Annotated in this window: 12 protein-coding genes and 5 pseudogenes; 13 read left to right on the forward strand and 4 right to left on the reverse strand. The window is 58.3% G+C overall.

The window, feature by feature from the left end; translation table 11 throughout:
• Positions 1 to 2 precede the first annotated feature (2 nt).
• The 6 genes and pseudogenes from B0B13_RS04040 to B0B13_RS04065 all read left to right on the forward strand — a co-directional run.
• Positions 3 to 1,439, forward strand: a complete 1,437-nt coding sequence (locus B0B13_RS04040; protein ID WP_076794420.1) for a hypothetical protein — start codon at positions 3 to 5, stop codon at positions 1,437 to 1,439.
• Positions 1,399 to 2,301 carry a hypothetical protein gene (locus B0B13_RS04045; RefSeq protein ID WP_237574122.1) on the forward strand — a complete coding sequence of 301 codons (903 nt, stop codon included), beginning with the start codon at positions 1,399 to 1,401 and terminating at the stop codon, positions 2,299 to 2,301. The genes B0B13_RS04040 and B0B13_RS04045 overlap by 41 nt, the downstream gene beginning before the upstream one ends.
• Positions 2,291 to 3,748 carry a radical SAM/SPASM domain-containing protein gene (locus B0B13_RS04050; protein WP_235091489.1) on the forward strand — a complete coding sequence of 486 codons (1,458 nt, stop codon included), beginning with the start codon at positions 2,291 to 2,293 and terminating at the stop codon, positions 3,746 to 3,748. Before B0B13_RS04045 ends, B0B13_RS04050 begins: the two co-directional genes overlap by 11 nt.
• Positions 3,745 to 5,265 (forward strand): flavin-dependent monooxygenase QhpG, encoded by a 1,521-nt coding sequence (gene qhpG, locus B0B13_RS04055; RefSeq protein ID WP_076788307.1) that lies wholly within the window; start codon positions 3,745 to 3,747, stop codon positions 5,263 to 5,265. The genes B0B13_RS04050 and qhpG overlap by 4 nt, the downstream gene beginning before the upstream one ends.
• Before the next feature lie 231 nt (positions 5,266 to 5,496).
• Positions 5,497 to 5,907: pseudogene (locus tag B0B13_RS19070) on the forward strand (transposase); the annotation flags it as partial.
• Between the two features lie 142 nt (positions 5,908 to 6,049).
• Positions 6,050 to 6,220, forward strand: a pseudogene (locus B0B13_RS04065) (transposase); the annotation flags it as partial.
• A 501-nt stretch (positions 6,221 to 6,721) separates the two neighbouring features.
• On the opposite strand, the gene B0B13_RS04080 reads toward B0B13_RS04065, so the two are convergent.
• Entirely contained in the window at positions 6,722 to 7,186 is a 465-nt protein-coding gene (locus tag B0B13_RS04080; RefSeq protein WP_139337302.1) for a hypothetical protein, read from the reverse strand.
• Between the two features lie 119 nt (positions 7,187 to 7,305).
• On the opposite strand from B0B13_RS04080, the pseudogene B0B13_RS04085 reads away from it, so the two are divergent.
• The 7 genes and pseudogenes from B0B13_RS04085 (at position 7,306) to B0B13_RS19730 (ending at position 15,628) form a co-directional block, all read left to right on the forward strand.
• Positions 7,306 to 8,460, forward strand: a pseudogene (locus B0B13_RS04085) (IS110 family RNA-guided transposase).
• A gap of 685 nt (positions 8,461 to 9,145) precedes the next feature.
• The gene (locus B0B13_RS04090) at positions 9,146 to 10,183 is read left to right on the forward strand and encodes an IS481 family transposase (RefSeq protein WP_076793855.1); all 1,038 of its coding nucleotides are present in this window, start codon (positions 9,146 to 9,148) and stop codon (positions 10,181 to 10,183) included.
• Between the two features lie 27 nt (positions 10,184 to 10,210).
• Positions 10,211 to 11,503 (forward strand): annotated as a pseudogene (locus B0B13_RS04095) (IS5 family transposase); the annotation flags it as partial.
• 255 nt (positions 11,504 to 11,758) lie between these two features.
• Positions 11,759 to 13,255 (forward strand): NfeD family protein, encoded by a 1,497-nt coding sequence (locus tag B0B13_RS04100; RefSeq protein ID WP_076788311.1) that lies wholly within the window; start codon positions 11,759 to 11,761, stop codon positions 13,253 to 13,255.
• On the forward strand, positions 13,255 to 14,022 hold the full coding sequence (locus B0B13_RS04105; RefSeq protein WP_076794422.1) for a slipin family protein: 768 nt from the start codon (positions 13,255 to 13,257) through the stop codon (positions 14,020 to 14,022). Before B0B13_RS04100 ends, B0B13_RS04105 begins: the two co-directional genes overlap by 1 nt.
• A 154-nt stretch (positions 14,023 to 14,176) precedes the next feature.
• Positions 14,177 to 15,238, forward strand: a complete 1,062-nt coding sequence (locus B0B13_RS04110) for an NAD(P)/FAD-dependent oxidoreductase (RefSeq protein ID WP_076794423.1) — start codon at positions 14,177 to 14,179, stop codon at positions 15,236 to 15,238.
• Positions 15,239 to 15,247: 9 nt separating this feature from the next.
• The gene (locus B0B13_RS19730; RefSeq protein ID WP_338893406.1) at positions 15,248 to 15,628 is read left to right on the forward strand and encodes a type II toxin-antitoxin system Phd/YefM family antitoxin; all 381 of its coding nucleotides are present in this window, start codon (positions 15,248 to 15,250) and stop codon (positions 15,626 to 15,628) included.
• 11 nt (positions 15,629 to 15,639) lie between these two features.
• Here the strand turns inward: B0B13_RS19730 and B0B13_RS04120 are convergent, their stop codons facing one another.
• The 3 genes and pseudogenes from B0B13_RS04120 to B0B13_RS18270 all read right to left on the reverse strand — a co-directional run.
• Positions 15,640 to 16,038, reverse strand: coding sequence for a type II toxin-antitoxin system VapC family toxin (locus B0B13_RS04120; protein ID WP_076788315.1), 399 nt, complete (start codon positions 16,036 to 16,038; stop codon positions 15,640 to 15,642).
• On the reverse strand, positions 16,038 to 16,259 hold the full coding sequence (locus tag B0B13_RS04125) for an AbrB/MazE/SpoVT family DNA-binding domain-containing protein (protein WP_076788316.1): 222 nt from the start codon (positions 16,257 to 16,259) through the stop codon (positions 16,038 to 16,040). Before B0B13_RS04125 ends, B0B13_RS04120 begins: the two co-directional genes overlap by 1 nt.
• 336 nt (positions 16,260 to 16,595) lie before the next feature.
• Positions 16,596 to 16,724 (reverse strand): annotated as a pseudogene (locus B0B13_RS18270) (IS3-like element ISBcen23 family transposase); the annotation flags it as partial.
• Between the last annotated feature and the right edge of the window lie 242 nt (positions 16,725 to 16,966).

Genomic DNA, 16,966 nt, shown 5'->3' on the forward strand with positions numbered 1-16,966 from the left:
ACATGCCGATACTGGAACTTCGAATTCTTCCGCCCATTGCGGTCGGAAGGCTAGGCGCCGCGGCGACGCCGCTAGAAGCGTTCAAGCTTGATGTCAATCCCAACAACCCGCTCGATTATCGCCGCATTGTGCCGTGCACAACGCTGGAAGTGAATCACGAGAGCGGTGAAATTGTGCGGTCCTACGTACCTGACAAGATTCGTTTCAAGGATGAGGATAAGAAGGTGCGGCCGGTTGCGCCTTTCCTCGAGGTTTTTGCACGCACGCAGGAGGAGCCAGATAGGCTGCAGCCGCTCACACTCGAATTACTTAAGAAGGAACAACTGGACGTCAACGCCTTACATTGGAATATCTGTCTCGGCAATATCAAGATATACCGACGCACCAACGACCCGAACGACAAGATCTACGCCGAACTAACCAACCTCAGGGACCATAAGCGGTACGCGATGAAAGGCCAGTGCAGAAACTTCCGCTCTGGACGGCACCTTCCGCTCGGCTACATCCAATTCATCAAGCCGACAGAACTGTTCCCTGAAATCCGCCTGCGTTATACACCTGCAGCCGGCATCGTGTACGGTACGCGCATGAAACGTCGTATTTCGGACAACGAAAACGAAACAGAGCTGAGCGACGACCCCGTCATCGATCGCGACGATCTCCTGCTTTACGATGAAAAGCCCGGCAAGTGGCTCGGCTTCAGGGAAGCGGGCGGCCCTACGCAGGATCATCCTGCGCCGACCAACCCCGCGCAGATTTTCGCCGGATATGCCGGCAAAAATGGGGATCAAGTTAGCTGGGGCTATGTCGACGACGAATGCGATGGCTACGTTCAAGTCGTGTTAATGAAGAAGGACGGCTGTGAGTTGCATGCGCACGGCTATATTGGTGCCGGGCCGCCGGCCTATGCGCCTGATACGCTGCCGGTGCGCGTGGTCTCCGACGAGTTGGAGCAGATTCTTTACGGTCACAATGTTGACGAGGAAGAAGTATCGATCGATGAAGCCACGAAGATCGTCTTGCGCGCGCTGGAAATGATACGGCTGATGAACACGGCCGTTATGAACGGTAATCCGGTCAACGGGCAATTCAACGTCGCAAGCACCATGGTGAGGCAGAACACCGCCGACTTCGAGCGCTATTACGAGCCGATCGCTGCCGAATCAATTGTCGACAATCTCGCGCTGCGCGCGCTGCACGAGCGCGTGTTCAGCACATTGTTGGCCGGCGGCGCACCATGGTTCGCCAAGGTCTTGCGCCAGCCCGAGGAGATCGGTGATCTGACAGCGGAGGGATTGCGCAAGATGCCGGCCTTGATGCGCGGCGCGGATGGCCGCAGCCTGACGCTCACGCGCCGCCACATCAACCTCGTGATCAAAGCGGCACGCGACGCGATGTTTGGACAACCTGATCCGAAGGAAGATAAGTATGTCGACTAATGATTCGAATAGCCTGCAACAGCACGACAGGCAAATCCGTGAGATCCGTGCCGAAAATCTGACCGCGCAGATTCACCACCGCGGTGTGGGCAACCCAGCTTCGGTTCTGCCGCGCAGCGCGATTTCGAATTGCTTTCCCGGTCTGGAGTTCGATTTCCGCAACCTTTGGCGACGCGCATTCGAAGGCATCACACTGGTCGAGAACAACAATTACGTGATCGATGCGGATTCATGCTACGAGCATCTTAAAACGCGTCGCCTGCTGCGCTTTGGCGATCCGAATGGCGGTCCGATGGTTACTACGATGGTTGCCACGAGCGGACCGGTTCTTCCGGGCGGAGATCCCATCACGCTTGCCAGCGCATCCAATCCCAATGCGGTGTCGTTTATGGAATGGTCCAACTCCATCGCCCGTATCGTTCACTTACAGGGGCAGCCAGTCGAATGTGAATTCACGGATTACCCAAACGCCATCGACGAGGTGTTATACGTTCCCAATAAAACAAAGACCTTGAAGGAGACGCTCATCCTGAGGCGCTTTTTCGATGGCGAGACGGCCAGCTTCAATCCCCAGATGCTCCAACCAGGCGAATTGACGCAAGGCCTTTGTGCGCCCTGGCAGAACGATTATCGCGAATGCGCGTGCTACTACTGGGCCGCGTCGCGCCCCGACTTCGTCAACGTCGAGCCTGGCGACGACGGGCTGGCGCGCGGCGACATGTGGCTGTCCAAGCGTCGCACCGGCACGTACGTGCCGGATAATCGCGTCGACTCGCGGCTGTGGTCCTACGACGATCTGTTCAGATCCTGGCAGGAGGATCTTCAGTTCGTGATACGCGGCAAGGATGCCAATGAAACCTGACGCCATTGGTGAATCGTTCGTGGCGGCCCGGCCGACGTCGATCAAGGACGCAGGGCTACAGCTTGCGCCTCTGGCGTCGGCGATGACCGCACGCATCGCCGACGCGTCGCGCCCCCGGCATCCCGAGATTCATGTAGTCGAAGATGCGGAGGGAGCGCAACTGCTGCTCGTCAACGGAAGCCGCCTATTTCATGTACCGCGCGATTTGCATGACGCGTTTCGAACGGCACTCGAAGAGATGGACGCAGGGGCTGTCGCCGCGCTGGTCGCACACTGTGGACTTGATATGATGCCCGCGATTGACGACGTGCCTTTGACCGAAGCACCGGTGCACGCGTTGTCACTTGCTGTCGCGCAGAAATGCAATCTCGGCTGTACCTATTGCTACGCTCAGCAGGGAGAATTCGGCGGCAAGGCGCAGAACATGCCGCTCGCGACAGCGCTCGCAGCAGTCGATTTACTGGTCGAACAAGTGAACGAAGGCGGCAAGATTAATCTGGCGTTCATGGGGGGGGAACCACTCGCCAACCGTGCGGTGCTGCGTGCGGCGACCACTTATGCGCGTGAGCGCGCAAGCTCGCGCGGCGTACGCTGCTATTTCTCGGTCACCACGAACGGCTCGCTTCTGCAGGAAGACGACGCGGATTTTTTCGAGGAACACGGTTTTGCCGTTACCGTCAGCCTCGATGGCCCTGCGCCCGTACACAATCGGTTGCGTCCGTTCAAGGGCGGCAAGGGCTCCTTCGACGCCATCGTCGAGCGCTTGGCCCCCCTGCTTGCCCGTCAGCGCCACATGCAGGTCTCGGCTCGCGTGACCGTCACGCCCTTCAATCTCGATTTGCCGAGCACGCTCGACACCTTCATCGGCATGGGGTTCCATAGCGTTGGATTTTCGCCGCTGCTGCGTGCTTCGAACGGCCGCGCAGAAATGGAGCCCGACGACATGGCAAACATGCTGCAAGAGATGATTGCGTGTGGACTCGCGTTCGAGCAGAAAGTCATGCACGGCGAGCGCTATCCTTTCCTGAACATGCAGAACGCGCTGCGCGAAATCCAGCGCGGCACGCATCGGCCTTATCCGTGCGGTGCGGGTGCGGGATATTTCGGGGTATCCGCCGCTGGCGAGCTGGCAGCTTGCCACCGCTTCGTAGGCGATGAGGCCGGCGCCATGGGCCATCTCTCTACGGGTGTCGATCATGTACGTCAGACGATTTGGCTTGCCGAGCGTCACGTGCATAGGCAGTGGCCTTGCAACGCATGTTGGGCGCGTTACCTCTGTGGCGGCGGATGTCACCACGAAGTCCTTGCGCGCGGACGCAGCGCCTGCGATTATATCCGCGGCTGGCTGCACTATGTAATCGGTGCACACGGCAGGCTGGCGCGCTATGCGCCTACTTGGTTTGCCAATCCGCCGGGCACGTCGTCGAGCGGCACAGGAACGGTGTGAATCGCAAGTTCGACATGCTCGTGATCGGCGCCGGTCCTGCCGGTCTGTGCTCGGCGCTTCGCTTGAACCATCTCGGACATCGTGTGCTGCTCGTTGAAAGAAGCCAGTCATGGCCTCGTCCGCAAATAGGGGAGGCACTTACACCGGGTGTCAGGAACATCATCGATTACCTCGACGCGAACGATGCACTCGAGACCGTCCCCATCCTCGCCGGTAAGCCCACGCACGTGCGCTGGACGAGCAAAACGATCGAGACGGTTGCGCACGACGGCGCCGTCGTGGAGCGTGCCGCGTTTGATGAAGCTCTTCTGCGTTTAGCCCAGGCGCGCGGTGTGGAAGTCTTGCGACCGGCGAGCCTCGGGCAAATCGACGGAGAGCCCGGTGCCTGGCATGCGCAAATAGCGACATCCGGCAGGTTGTGGCACGCAGAGGCACACGTGCTGCTCGAAGCCCAGGGCCGGCAGAACCGGCGTGTACCACAAAGCTTGCATGCGCCTAGGCTGTCCACAGTATGGGCCGAAATCGAGCTGGAAACGCTGGCTCCGCGAGCTGATTTCGCCACTCGCGTGGAGGCGCTCGATGACGGATGGATGTGGGGTGCTGCATTGCCGGGCGGCCGTTACCGTGTCATGTTTACGTTCGATCCATACACACGCGAGCGCGGACCAGAGTTTCTTTTGCGCAACGCCTGCTCACGGAGCGCGTTGTTTCAAGACATGGCCAGCTTACCATGGTGCGCCTCGCCACGGATGTGCGTATCGACGCCCTACGTCGATGTGCTCTCCTGGCAGGCTGGGCGAGTCAAGCTCGGAGATGCTGCGTTCGCGCTCGACCCGATTTCGTCTTCGGGTGTCGAAAAAGCCATGCGATTCTCCCTCCAGGCCGCGATTGCTCTGAACACGTGGTGCCGGGCGAGCAATGCCTCGGAACGAGAATTGGCACAGCGCTTTTACGAATCGCGTTTGGTCGAAGGCGCTGCGCGTCACCTCGCATGGAGCACTGGATACTATCGTCAAACATGGTGTAGTGAATCGCATTTCTGGCGCCAGCGCTCGATGCCAGCGTTGACTTCTGATACGGTTGCGACGGCTTCGTCCAGTAACGAGGCTGCAGCACGCGTGGACATCATGACGCGTGCGCTGAAAGCCGAATTGGCGCATTTTTCGTCGATTCCGCGGCAGCCGAATGTGCCTGTACCTCAGTTTCCCTTGCACAGACCGATTCAGTTCACTCGGAATACAGACATTGTCGTGATCCCCTGTGCGAAAGGCGACCGTGTCACCGCTCAGCCCGCCTTGCAGCATCCGAGTCTCGATCGCCCAGTCGCGTTTTGGAATGGCGTGGCGCTTTTTCCACTCCTTGAGATGTTGACAAGGGCGACGCATCCTTTTGAGCTGGTTGCGTTTCTCGGCAAATCAATGGAAACAGAAAAAGCACAACAGCTTCTGGAGTGGCTGTGGAGGCAGCGAATAATCGAATCAAGCGCCTTCGACGCGAAGGCCCATCCAACCTTATAGGGTTAATCTTAGAATTCGGCAAAATGACACGCCAATCAGATCGGCCAAGTCGCGAGTCATCCCGAGCTGATTGCCTCGATTTGCTGGCGTCAGGGGCAAAGTCATTTGGCCATGCTACGACGTTACCCTCGTCTTGCAGCAAAAAGCCCAGCCACAAAATAGAGCTTGAATTATCAACTGCCGGGAACGAGTAACAGCCAACTTTAGTCATTTGGAGGCCGGTAGCAACAATATCTAATTTTAATGAACGAAGACGCACTGCAGCATCGAAATGAACTGCAAGAAATGTTAAACGCACTGCACTGGATGGCGCGGGTTGGTGCATCGTGGTGTATGCTCCCGACCAACTTTCCGCCGTAGGAACGGGTCTACCAGCAAACGCAGCGTTAGCTGAACGCGGGTTGCTTTGAAGCGATGGTCCACGATTTGCGTTCGGTGCTGCGCGTGGCGCAACAGCGTCAGGGGTCAGCCCAGCGTGGTTATCCTGGAGGGACACACCCTACGTGCGAGAATGGTCCGCGTGCGGGCTACGCCGGTCATAAGCGCAAGCGAGGCAGCAAAGTTTATATGGCTGTGGACACGCTGGGCCTACTGCAGGCGGTGCACATTTCGCCGGCCAACGCACAGGAGCGCGCACCGGTGGTCGGTGAGCGCGCAGTAAACCACATGTCTTACGCGGGGCGATCTCCTGTGCGTTAGCATGTCGAAGTGGTGAGGTAATCCCCCCTCCCAAAAAACCGATGAAATCAGAAGTAGAATTTTTTTGTTAAGGGAGTTCTACGCAATGAAGAAGTCGAGATTCACGGACAGCCAGATCATGGAGGCGCTCAAGCGCGTGGAGGCAGGGCTGGCGGTACTGGATCTGTGCCGAGAGCTGGGCATTAGCACGGCGACGTTCTACAAGTGGCGCTCGAAGTACGGCGGCATGGACGTGTCGCTGATGCCCATCTTGCGGCACACCTCAGCCACCGGTGTGTCCAGCTCTGCTTGCTTCAACGCGAATGTAATCTGTTCTCCTTCACGACATTAACCTGCTTCCCGAGATTAGCAAGACAAGATGATTCATCATTTTGAGGTCGACTATCATCGATTGAGCGCATAGGGCCTAACCGCCTACCATCACCTCTCGACCGAGTCGATGTCCCGCGGCCGACACGAACCGCTGTTTTTACCCATACAGGCTCGCATCCGCGATAAACGGGCCGAATTGAATCCCTTTCCGCTACTTAACCTTGACCCTGACCCGTCACCGGTGACATGGTGGGAAGTTCCGAGTCAACGCCAGACGGCTGGCCACGCAGATAGCGAGCGCCGTCGTCGGCCCCTCGTCGATTGGATCAAGGCACGGCTGCGTCGGCAATGAGATAACGTCAATCTTGGCGAGACGGATGGTTAGGCTGCGTCAGCCTAACCATCCGTCTCGCCTATTAATAATCCACGGCATTGCACAAGCGCATTATGACTTAGACAAATCGTCGATTATCCTTTTGGTTGTTTTTAGCTTTAATTTAATATCCGACTCAACAACGTCAAGCTTCTTCATTAAATCAACATACTGATTTTTTGATAGCCCTATTTTAGGCAGAGAACCATTTCTTTGGTAAGGGTTTGCTTGCGCGGTTTTATGAATTCTTTCTTTTGACAAATTAATTTCCGAAATAACCTCACCGAAGGCTTTTCTTAATCTATGATCCAGCTCGACTCGATTTTCATTACTATTTAGATTTCCGTTTACGATAATATCGAGGCGCGATCTATTAATGGCGCTTTTCGCACGACTGAGCTGCCCAAGCAGATTGTTTACTCTAGTCTGCAAAGCGTCGCGATCTTTATCTGACACAGCGCTAGTCTTTTGAAAAAAGCTATTGGTTATTTTTACCCCATTCAAGGAATTTTTTAGCTTCTCATTGATGCCCTTCATGGGCATCGCGCTACTAGCTTTGTGTAGCCAAACATTATTTAGATCCTATGTAGCGCGAGACTAACCAAAGCTTAAGTTGTAAGCTTAAGTGAATCAAGGCGAACGCAACGGAGGCTATCATGCGTACAGATCACTTAGCCGGAGCCGATGCTGAGAACGTAATACTGGCAGCGTCACTCGAACTGGCAGGGGCCCAATGGAAAATTGCGCTGCACGACGGACGCAGACAGAGTCCAGCGGTACACACGGTAAGGGGAGCGCAAGCGGCCCTGCGAGTGCAAGCCCTATTGGAGGTGATTGAGCGGTACAAGCAGAAATGGTCGCTGCCCCAAGATGTGCGTGTGGTGGTCAGTTATGAGGCTGGGCAGGATGGATTTTGGATCTATAGAGCGCTGCGCTCGCGTGGCATGGATTGTTATGTGATCGATGCGGCTAGTATTCCGGTGGAGCGGCACAGGCGTCGCGCTAAGACGGATCGGCTTGATGCGATCAAGCTGGTCACGAATCTGCGAGTATGGCTGCATGGCGAACGTGACCGCATGCGCGTAGTGCGAGTGCCCTCGCTGCAAGATGAAGCTTCGCGTCAGTTGATTCGTGATCGAGGGCAATTGCACAAAGAGGTGCTGCAGCACCGCGAGCGTATGCGTAAGTTGTTGATCACGATGGGTTGCTGGGACGGTTTCGATCATAGGACGTTTGCCAAGCGGCTAGCTAGCGGCAAACTGGTTTGTCACGATGGCACACCGCTGCCCAGCGAGTTGCATGAACGACTGTTACGCGAGACGGCCCGCCTGGCACTTGCCGAAGAACAACTCGCGGCACTTGAGCGCGCACTGCAAGAACGCCTACCGGCACCTGTACGCGAACGGATCACTTATCTTAGGCACCTCAAAGGTGTAGGCCAGCTCGGGGCATCGCGCCTGATGCTTGAGTTGTTCTGGCGCGAGTTTGGTAACCGGCGGCAACTGGGCGCCTGCGTAGGCTTGGTCCCGCAGCCCTACGATAGCGGACAGAGCCGGATTGATCAGGGAATCAGCAAGCAGGGAAATAGGCGAGTGCGAACCCAGCTCATCGAGATGGCCTAGTGCTGGCTGCGCTATCAGCCTAGCAGTGCGCTGGCGCAGTGGTTCAACAAGCGCACGCAGGGCACCGGAGCCAATCGCCGCGCGCGACGCATTGCGATTGTCGCGCTTGCCAGGCGGTTAGTGATTGCATTATGGCGCTACCTTAAAGACGGCGTGATTCCACAAAACGCTCAGTTCAAAGGGGCATGAGTGGGCATGGCTTATAGCTGTCGGATCAACGTCTATTGGAGGGGCTGAACCGGGATATGCCCGTAGGGCGGACGGGTTGCTGAATGTAACCGATCATTAGATGGGGCATATCCACCGGACCAGAATGTCCGGCGTAGCGCGCATACAGGATGAGGCCGGCCAAATCCGGCGGATAGAAGTGGGTGAGAGGTGAATCTCTCACGTGCGCACAATCGGCTCGACCCCACCCTAACGAGCGTTGATATCGCTTGGCTAAAAGTCGAGGTATCTGCTTATGGACTTTTTCCTTGCACAAAACTCTTGACAACTTTCTGCTCATAGAAGCTCGCCCTGCAAAAAGTTTGAGATGCTGTTGTGGTAAGGCGCAGAAGTCGATCGAGGGGTTGCGTCACTCCCAGAAAGATAATCCAATAGGGGCAATTTCTGGGAGTTTTAAACACCACCGATGAGCACGAGCCAGACAAGTTCTTGTGGGGCACCGGATTTTTTTCGTAGCCGCCTGGATGCGATGATTGATCTGCGGCACCCGCTTGCGGTGCTAGCCACGCGTATGCCATGGCGCACGATTGAAGTGCAGTGAACTAGACTAAAACTGACAGTGGTTGGTTTTTCATGCTGGCGCGCGTTGCCGCTACGGGCTACGCCCTGCGCGGCAACGCGCGCCACGAACAGCAAGGGGTCCGCCATGACTCAGGAACAGAAGGTCATCCGTGCCAAAGTCGGCATGCTCGAACTGGCCCGGCAACTGGGCAACGTCAGCCAAGCTTGCCGCGTGATGGGTTACTCACGCGACAGCTTCTACCGATTCAAGGAACTGTACGATAAAGGCGGCGAAGCGGCGCTGCAGGAAATCTCCCACCGCCGCCCGCTGCCCAAAAACCGCGTGGATCCGCAGATCGAGGCGGCCGTAGTTGAACTGGCCCTGGAACTGCCCGCTTATGGTCAGATCCGCATCGCCAATGAAGTGCTCAAGCGCCATGCGTTAAAGGTCTCGCCTCAGGGCGTTCGCAGCATCTGGCTGCGTCACGATCTGCAGACCATGAACAAGCGTCTAAAGGCGCTGGAAGCCAAATCCGCTCAGGACGGGCTGGTGCTGACCGAAGCCCAGTTGGTCGCGCTGGAGCGCGCCAAACAGGAAAAAGAGGCCCACGGCGAGTTCGAGTCTGAATGTCCAGGCTACTGTGGCGCGCAGGATACATTCTATGTCGGTAGCCTCAAAGGCGTAGGTCGTGTTTATCAACAAACCTTTGTCGACACCTATTCGAAGGTGGCATTGGCTAAGCTCTATGATCGCAAGACACCGCTGCCGGCGGCTGACTTACTCAATGATCGTGTTGTCCCATTCTTCGACAGTTTCGGCATCCCGCTGCTGCGCGTGCTCACGGATCGTGGCACCGAATACTGTGGCAATCCCGAGCATCACGAATATGAGCTGTATTTGGCTGTAGAAGACATCGACCATACCCGCACCAAGGCCAAGTCGCCGCAGACCAACGGCATCGTCGAACGGTTGCACAAAACCATGCTCAACGAGTTCTATCGGGTGGTGTTCCGCAAGAAGATCTACGAATCGATCGACGCCTTACAAACCGATCTTGATGCATGGCTCGATCAGTACAACAATGAACGTGAGCATCAGGGGCGATGGTGTTATGGCAAGACGCCCATGCGCACCTTCCTCGATTCACTAGCACTTGCCAAGGAGAAACTCATTCCACATTGACCGCTTCTTTTCTATCGGCCCGACTATCTGTCAGATCAAGTTCCGGCTAATACAATTGAAGCGACGCTCGCCCCGCTGTTTGAGCGGCGCACGCGCGAAGCTCTAAGCAGCACCGTGCCCGATCTGTTCGGGATGGCGCCGAAGCTCGCTGGCGCCGGTGTGAGCGTAGCCGGGCGTCCTCGACTGTCAATGCGATTGATGGTGGGGCTGCTCTATCTGAAGCATGCCTACAACGAAAGTGATGAGTCGGTGTGCGAGCGCTGGGCACAGGACGTGTACTTTCAGTTCTTCTGCGGTGAGCAGTACTTCCAACCACGCCTGCCGTGTGATCCGACCAATTTAGTGCGTTTTCGGCAAGCCTTGGGCGAAGCCGGCGTCGAAGAATTGCTGGCCGCGACCCTTACCGCTGCCGCACAGATGAAGGCGCTCAAGCCAGCCGAATTTGAAAGCGTGATTGTGGATACTACCGTCCAAGAGAAAGCGATGGCTTATCCGACTGACAGCCGGCTGCTGGAAGTGGCGCGTAGCAAGCTGGTGCGCTTGGCCCAGCACGCGGGCTTGGCGCTCAAGCAAACCTACGAGCGCGAAGGCAAACGACTACGCCGACGCGCCGGTGGCTACGCGCATGCCAAGCAGTTTAAGCGTCTGCGCCGTGTGCTCAAGCGCCAGCGTACCGTGTTGGGCCGAGTGCTGCGCGAGATCGAACGCAAGCTAGGCGAGATCTCGCAGGAGCGACAAGCGCCATTGCACAGGTGGCTGCAACGAGCCTGGCGCATTTGCCGACAGCGTCCCAAGGACAAAGACAAACTGTATGCACTACACGCTCCGGAAGTTGCATGCATCGGCAAAGGTAAGGCCCGCCAACCGTACGAGTTCGGCGTCAAGGTGAGCCAGCCTATCACGCACAAACAAGGGCTCATTGTCGGTACGCGAGCGTTCGCTGGCAACCCCTACGACGGCCACATTTTGGCCGAACAGCTCGAACAAATCTCGATCCTGATACAAGACCTGGCCGGTGCCCCACGTGTCAAGACTGTGCTGACCGATCTGGGCTTTCGTGGTGTGGATGCTCAGGTTGCGCCCGTACAGTTGATACATCGCGGAAAACTCAACAGGCTAACCCCGGCACAACAGCGTCGTTTGAAGCGGCGTCAAGCCATCGAGCCGATCATCGGGCATGTCAAACAGGATCATGGAATGCGGCGCTACTGGCTCAAAGGCGTCACCGGTGATGCGGTACATGCCGTGCTGTGCTCGACAGGCTATAACCTGCGCTGGCTGCTGCGCGCCATTACCCGATTGGGCATCCAGCCCGCTTTTTTTGTGCTTGGGTGGCTGCGCTCGCTTTGGCGCTGCGCCGCTACCTATCCTGTTTCATTTCCCGTGCACGGGACTTCTCATCCCAATTTTGAAGGGCCGACTAGGTACTCTGCCATTTGCACAACTCACCATGGGGATTGGCGGGGCGCCCCAAGCTTTGCCCAACCGCCAAGTTTGACGCAATAGGTCATCGTGACGCTGAAAAACGGTGCCAACTCACCTACGCTTAATAAAAGGGATTTTCGGAATTCCGTCATGCTGCTGCGCACGCTCCGCAAGTTGTGTTTCGGGTGGTTTCTCGCCGCACTTTCTGCCGGTGCCGTGCCAGCGCCCGCGCCAGTCGTGCTGATCCCCGTCAGCGGTGCGATCGGTCCCGCGAGCGCCGATTTCATCGAGCGCAGCCTAGCGCGGGCAGCCAGCATGCATGCGCAGTTGGCGGTGATTGAGCTGGACACGCCCGGCGGGCTGGATCCGTCGATGCGCCAGATCATCAAAGCCATGCTCGCCTCGCCGGTCCCGGTGGCGACATTCGTCGCGCCAGCTGGCGCACGGGCCGCCAGCGCGGGAACCTATATCCTGTACGCCAGCCACATCGCCGCGATGGCGCCCGGCACCAACCTTGGTGCCGCCACGCCGATTCAACTCGGCATCGGCGGCGAGTCATCGCCACCGGGTATGGACGGCGACACCGCGACAGATACGGCCAAGAGCCGGGCCGCCGGGGCGGCCAGCGGCGCCGCGACAGCCGCAGCCGCGCCGACATCGTCGCCCACGCGATCCATCGACGTGCCGGGCGACCCACGCACGACCGAGACACGCAAGCAGATCCAAGACGCGGCTGCCTACATCCGCAGTCTGGCTCAGCTGCATGGCCGAAACGGCGAGTGGGCCGAGCGTGCGGTACGCGATGCGGTCAGCCTGTCAGCGAGCGACGCGCTATCGCATCATGTGATCGACGTGGTGGCCAGCGACCTGGACGCGCTGCTCGTGCAACTCGACGCCAGACGGATCGATACCGCGCACGGCGTGCACACGCTGCAGACCGCCCATGCCCCGATCGTGCGGATCGATCCGGACTGGCGCACCCGTCTACTGGCCGTGATCACCAACCCGAACGTCGCGCTGATCCTGATGATGATTGGCATGTACGGGTTGTTCTTCGAGTTCGCCAATCCGGGTTTCGTGCTGCCAGGGGTAGCGGGCGCGATTAGCTTGCTGGTAGGCTTGTTTGCGCTGCACATGCTGCCCGTCAACTACGCCGGACTGATTCTGATACTGCTGGGCATCGCATTCCTGATCGCCGAAGTATTCGTGCCGACATTCGGCTCGCTCGGCTTTGGCGGGGTCGTCGCGTTCGGCATCGGCGCATTGATGCTGATCGACACCGAGGTCCCTGGCTTCGGCATCCCGCCGCCGTTGATCATTGCGCTCGCGTTATTCAGCGCGACATTCTTCATCGGGATCTCCAGCATTGCGCTGCGCGCGCGCCGGCGTCCGATCGCCGCGGGCGCCGAGACGCTGGTCGGCAGCACCGGCATCATGCTCGGCGAGCTAGCGCCCCGCCCCGCCGGCGACGGCGCGTCGAACCTGGGCGAGTCGATCGGCTGGGCCCAGATTCATGGCGAGCAGTGGCGCGTGCGAAGCGATCGTGCCCTGCCCGGTGGCGCGCACGTGCGCGTGACCGGGCGGCATGGCCTGACGCTAAGCGTCGTACCGGCGGCGACGCCGCCTGAACCAGGGGAGCATTCGTAATGGGTTTGACTTTCGGCTTCGCCGGCTTCATCGTGCTATTGGTGGTGACTCTTGCCGTCGCATCGATCCGGATATTCCGCGAATATGAACGTGGCGTAGTGTTCATGCTGGGCCGTTTCTGGCGGGTCAAGGGGCCCGGCCTCGTGCTGATCATCCCCGGCGTTCAGCAGCTCGTGAAGATCGATCTGCGCACCGTCGTGCTAGACGTGCCGTCGCAGGACCTAATCACGCACGATAACGTATCGGTCAAGGTCAACGCGGTCGTGTACTTCCGTGTCGTCGATCCGGAAAAAGCGGTGATTCAGGTCGCGCGCTACCTGGAGGCCACCAGCCAGCTGGCGCAGACCACGCTGCGCTCGGTGCTTGGCAAGCACGAACTTGACGAGCTACTGGCCGAGCGCGAGAAGCTCAACGATGATATCCAGAAGGCGCTCGATGCGCAGACGGACACATGGGGTATCAAGGTATCGAACGTCGAGATCAAGCACGTTGACCTGAACGAGTCAATGGTGCGCGCCATCGCGCGGCAAGCCGAGGCCGAGCGGGAGCGCCGCGCCAAGGTTATTCACGCGGAAGGCGAGTTGCAAGCATCGGAAAAGCTGTTGCAGGCGGCGCAGATGCTCGCCCGGCAGCCGCAGGCGATGCAATTGCGCTACCTGCAGACGCTGACCAGCGTCGCCGGTGACAAGGCCTCGACGATTGTGTTTCCCGTTCCGATAGAATTGGTCGACGCACTGGCCGCCACCGCGCGCCAATCCGACAGCTAGCCGATAAGGCGTGCGATAGTATTAGCGCATGCGGCAGCGCCGGTCAGCCCCTCGCGGTGTGGTGTTATCGTTGCCGCCCGCGCCGCGCTCCGGTATGGTGTACTCATCCTCACTACACCGATGAACGCTGCGCGCGCTCGCAGCGTACCGCGAAATGCCTGATACCATTGAATCCGTCCACGAGCCAATCCGCACCGACGTACTGATCATCGGTGCCGGGCCAGTCGGGTTGTTCGCCGCCTTCGAGGCCGGCGTGATTGGACTGACGTGTGAGGTCGTCGACACGCTTGCACAGATCGGCGGCCAATGCACCGAACTGTATCCGGACAAGCCCATTTTCGATATTCCGGCAATTCCAGTCTGCACCGCACGCGAACTGGTCGAGCGGCTCGCCGAGCAATGTCGCCCGTTCAACGTGCCGATCCGTCTGGGTCAGCGCGTAATCCATGTGGAGCAACGCGAAGACGGCCGCTGGCGTGCTCGCACGGAGCAGCAACTGGAGTTCGATGCCGCGGCGATCCTGATCAGCGCAGGCAATGGTGCGTTCGTGCCGCAACGGCTAGCGCCGCCCGAAGCGGCCTCGCTGGAAGGCCGCCATGTGCACTACGCGGTGCGCAACCTCGATGACTTCGCGGGCCGACGCGTAGTCGTAGCGGGCGGCGGCGACTCGGCGCTCGATTGGGCGCTCGCGCTGCGCCACGTCGCCCAGCATGTGACGCTCGTACATCGGCGCAACGCGTTCCGTGCAGCGGACTCGACCGTCGAACAGTTGCGCCGCGCCGCTGACGCTGGCGAACTCGATATCGTGACAGGCACAATCGCGGCATTGCGCACCGAGCACGGCGCGTTGCAGACGGTGGATATCGCGCAGATCGGCGCGCAAACGAGCGTGCTCGCGGAACATATCGTCGCGCTATATGGGCTGGTCGCCGATTTGGGACCCATCGCGCAGTGGGGCATGGAGATTCGCGCGGGACGCATCGCGGTGGACACGTCCAGCTACGAAAGCTCGCGCCCGGGCCTATTCGCGGTCGGTGACATCGCGATCTATCCGAACAAGCAGAAGCTGATTCTGTCCGGCTTCCACGAAGCCGCGCTGGCGTTGCGCAAAGCATATGGCTACGCGCATCCTGATCGCAAGCGCGTGCACGTCCATTCCAGCTACGATTTCACTTTGTCGGAGAAGATCCTCGGCACGCCGGCCGCGTCGGAGTGAGCCCGCTGCATGATTTCACTAGATGATTACAACAGTATGCAGGAAACGCTGCATCTTCTGGGGAACCCGACGAATGCTGATCGACTGCGCCAATCTATTGCTGAGTTTAAGGCCAGTAAGACCTTTGTAAAGGGCTTGCTAAAAAATGGCACAGCAGTAAGTAACTGCAAAGTTGTGTGGAGCTCGAACGGGGGGAAGACTGCCTGTACTGGCAAGAGCACAAGCAAACTGCGGCAGGCGCTCAGCGATGCGGTAGAAGGGCGGCATCAAACATCGTGTAGTAGGCCCGATTGCATGCCCCTTCAAACTGCCCGCATTCAGCAGTACCTGTGCCTCTTCAAATGCACGCCCCGTCTTGGCGATGTAGTCTTCGGCCGTCATGCATCATAGTGAAATGCCTATTATCCAATCAATTGGGTCTCAGGAACGCATGCCGCACGTTTGTCAAATGTATGCAGTGGTGCGTGACCCGCTTCTGCGGCTAAGGCGACATGCAAGCAGTCGGCAAAGTCTGCCGTGTACATCTTATAGTAAAAAAGAGCAAGCTCGAGCGCCGACTCAGACTCGAACTGCAATTCGGTTGTCGACAGCAGCGTTGTATAGGTGTCCGTAATGACCTGTTTCGCCAATTTGTACCTGGATCTGAGCACCCATTCCAGTTCAAGCACCACGGTAATCGGCACGAAAAGACGCTGCCTTGCCTGGACCTGCTGTGTGATGAGTTGGTATGCACAGTTGAACTGTTCCAAGTCGTCTTTCACGAGATACCGGACCAGGGCATTAGTATCCAACGCGGCCATTAGCGGCGCCACGCTTTCATATCTTCAACCGGAACGGGAGGTGCCGGGATTCGCAAAGCACCAGCCAGTTCGAGGATGGACTTCGTCTTGGCCCGAACGATCACACTGCCGTCTGGCGCGAGATGCCACTCAAGCCGTGTCCCAGGTTCAGCATGAAGTGCGGCCCTGATCTGCGCAGGCATCGTCGTTTGCCCTTTGGAGGTTAAAGTAGACTCATTCATTGCACATTCCTTACTTAAGCTCAAATTGTAATGAAATTTGTGGTCTAGAACAAGCCAATCAGCCCACACATACAGCTGGCGCAGCAGTAGATTCCAGGCTATCTATCGCTTTGTCAATCCGGTGTGTGAACGAGTATTGGAAGTGACGACGGTTCCTACCATGCAGGATCAGCATGGGGCAGTACCGGCTGGATTCACCTCGGCCGGGCGCATACGAATGTGTAACTCGAAGCGCCCATGGCAGCCACGAATACGTGCGCGCGGCGTCCGGTGGTCAGCGGCAACGTGCTGCTGGCAGGCCGGGCCGATTGCAACATCTCGCAGTGTCGGCAGTCAGCGCGTGACCTTGGCAGCGGTAAATTCGGCGCCGTTACCAGACCGGATGGACGCTGGCTTGCCGTACAGCCGCACCAGTCGCGACAAAGTCAGGATCTCGCCCTGCGAGCGCAGGCTGGTGCCAATCTCGGTCAGTCGCTGGCGCATGCTTTGATAGCGAAAGATGACCATGCCATGTCATCGCCTCGACCAGTGTCGGGGTGAACGCCTTCAGTCGCTTACCGCAGATCCGGTCACCAGCCTCCCATAGCGGGATCAGCGCGGCCCGCACCTGATTATCAGCGCCGCTGCGAGCCTAGCTTCACCTCGGCGGCTGCGGTTCTTGGCACAGCACTCGGATATGTAGTAACATATCTACATTAAACGAACGG

The sequence above is a fragment of the Burkholderia sp. b14 genome (genome assembly GCF_900156195.1).
Classification (GTDB): Bacteria; Pseudomonadota; Gammaproteobacteria; order Burkholderiales; family Burkholderiaceae; genus Mycetohabitans.

Excerpts from the sequence above, each read along its gene's own strand:
- B0B13_RS04040 (WP_076794420.1), top strand. The coding sequence starts at position 3 with ATGCCGATACTGGAACTTCGAATTCTTCCGCCCATTGCGGTCGGAAGG.
- B0B13_RS04050 (WP_235091489.1), top strand. The coding sequence starts at position 2,291 with ATGAAACCTGACGCCATTGGTGAATCGTTCGTGGCGGCCCGGCCGACG.
- B0B13_RS04080 (WP_139337302.1), bottom strand. The coding sequence starts at position 7,186 with ATGAAGGGCATCAATGAGAAGCTAAAAAATTCCTTGAATGGGGTAAAA.
- B0B13_RS04090 (WP_076793855.1), top strand. The coding sequence starts at position 9,146 with ATGACTCAGGAACAGAAGGTCATCCGTGCCAAAGTCGGCATGCTCGAA.
- B0B13_RS04100 (WP_076788311.1), top strand. The coding sequence starts at position 11,759 with ATGCTGCTGCGCACGCTCCGCAAGTTGTGTTTCGGGTGGTTTCTCGCC.
- B0B13_RS04105 (WP_076794422.1), top strand. The coding sequence starts at position 13,255 with ATGGGTTTGACTTTCGGCTTCGCCGGCTTCATCGTGCTATTGGTGGTG.
- B0B13_RS04110 (WP_076794423.1), top strand. The coding sequence starts at position 14,177 with ATGCCTGATACCATTGAATCCGTCCACGAGCCAATCCGCACCGACGTA.
- B0B13_RS19730 (WP_338893406.1), top strand. The coding sequence starts at position 15,248 with ATGATTTCACTAGATGATTACAACAGTATGCAGGAAACGCTGCATCTT.
- B0B13_RS04120 (WP_076788315.1), bottom strand. The coding sequence starts at position 16,038 with ATGGCCGCGTTGGATACTAATGCCCTGGTCCGGTATCTCGTGAAAGAC.
- B0B13_RS04125 (WP_076788316.1), bottom strand. The coding sequence starts at position 16,259 with ATGAATGAGTCTACTTTAACCTCCAAAGGGCAAACGACGATGCCTGCG.